Source organism: Burkholderia latens, from assembly GCF_902499045.1.
Classification (GTDB): Bacteria; Pseudomonadota; Gammaproteobacteria; order Burkholderiales; family Burkholderiaceae; genus Burkholderia; species Burkholderia latens.
The window spans coordinates 1-1,780 of record NZ_CABVPL010000102.1; the positions used below are offsets into that span (position 1 = coordinate 1).

Sequence of the window (1,780 nt, forward strand, 5' to 3'; positions counted from 1 at the left end):
CGCATGGTAGGAGAGCGTTCCGTAAGCCTGCGAAGGTGCGTTGAAAAGCGTGCTGGAGGTATCGGAAGTGCGAATGCTGACATGAGTAGCGATAAAGGGGGTGAAAGGCCCCCTCGCCGTAAGCCCAAGGTTTCCTACGCAACGTTCATCGGCGTAGGGTGAGTCGGCCCCTAAGGCGAGGCAGAAATGCGTAGCTGATGGGAAGCAGGTCAATATTCCTGCACCGTCGTTAGATGCGATGGGGGGACGGATCGCGGAAGGTTGTCCGGGTGTTGGACGTCCCGGTCGCTGCATTGGAGAAGGCGCTTAGGCAAATCCGGGCGCAGGATTCAAGGGTGTGGCGCGAGCTCCCTCGGGAGCGAAGCAATTGGAAGTGGTTCCAAGAAAAGCCTCTAAGCTTCAGTCTAACGATGACCGTACCGCAAACCGACACAGGTGGGCGAGATGAGTATTCTAAGGCGCTTGAGAGAACTCGGGAGAAGGAACTCGGCAAATTGGTACCGTAACTTCGGGATAAGGTACGCCCTTGTAGCTTGACTGGCCTGCGCCAGAAGGGTGAAGGGGTTGCAATAAACTGGTGGCTGCGACTGTTTAATAAAAACACAGCACTCTGCAAACACGAAAGTGGACGTATAGGGTGTGACGCCTGCCCGGTGCCGGAAGATTAAATGATGGGGTGCAAGCTCTTGATTGAAGTCCCGGTAAACGGCGGCCGTAACTATAACGGTCCTAAGGTAGCGAAATTCCTTGTCGGGTAAGTTCCGACCTGCACGAATGGCGTAACGATGGCCACACTGTCTCCTCCCGAGACTCAGCGAAGTTGAAGTGTTTGTGATGATGCAATCTACCCGCGGCTAGACGGAAAGACCCCATGAACCTTTACTGTAGCTTTGCATTGGACTTTGAACCGATCTGTGTAGGATAGGTGGGAGGCTATGAAACCGGAACGCTAGTTTCGGTGGAGCCGTCCTTGAAATACCACCCTGGTTTGTTTGAGGTTCTAACCTTGGCCCGTGATCCGGGTCGGGGACAGTGCATGGTAGGCAGTTTGACTGGGGCGGTCTCCTCCCAAAGCGTAACGGAGGAGTACGAAGGTACGCTAGGTACGGTCGGAAATCGTGCTGATAGTGCAATGGCATAAGCGTGCTTAACTGCGAGACCGACAAGTCGAGCAGGTGCGAAAGCAGGTCATAGTGATCCGGTGGTTCTGTATGGAAGGGCCATCGCTCAACGGATAAAAGGTACTCTGGGGATAACAGGCTGATACCGCCCAAGAGTTCATATCGACGGCGGTGTTTGGCACCTCGATGTCGGCTCATCTCATCCTGGGGCTGTAGCCGGTCCCAAGGGTATGGCTGTTCGCCATTTAAAGAGGTACGTGAGCTGGGTTTAAAACGTCGTGAGACAGTTTGGTCCCTATCTGCCGTGGGCGTTGGATATTTGAAGGGGGCTGCTCCTAGTACGAGAGGACCGGAGTGGACGAACCTCTGGTGTACCGGTTGTCACGCCAGTGGCATCGCCGGGTAGCTATGTTCGGAAGAGATAACCGCTGAAAGCATCTAAGCGGGAAACTCGCCTTAAGATGAGATATCCCTGGAGGCTTGACCTCCTTGAAGGGTCGTTCGAGACCAGGACGTTGATAGGTCGGGTGTGTAAGCGCAGTAATGCGTTCAGCTAACCGATACTAATTGCCCGTAAGGCTTGATCCTATAACAAGTCTGCCTTAACAGGACTTGTTGATTCTCGTGTGCGATACACACAACTAATTACTGCTTCTTCC

Annotated in this window: 1 rRNA gene; it reads left to right on the forward strand. The window is 53.8% G+C overall.

The features are described from left to right. Positions 1-1,709 (forward strand): 23S ribosomal RNA (locus tag BSE24067_RS32120); the annotation flags it as partial. Positions 1,710-1,780: the final 71 nt, after the last annotated feature.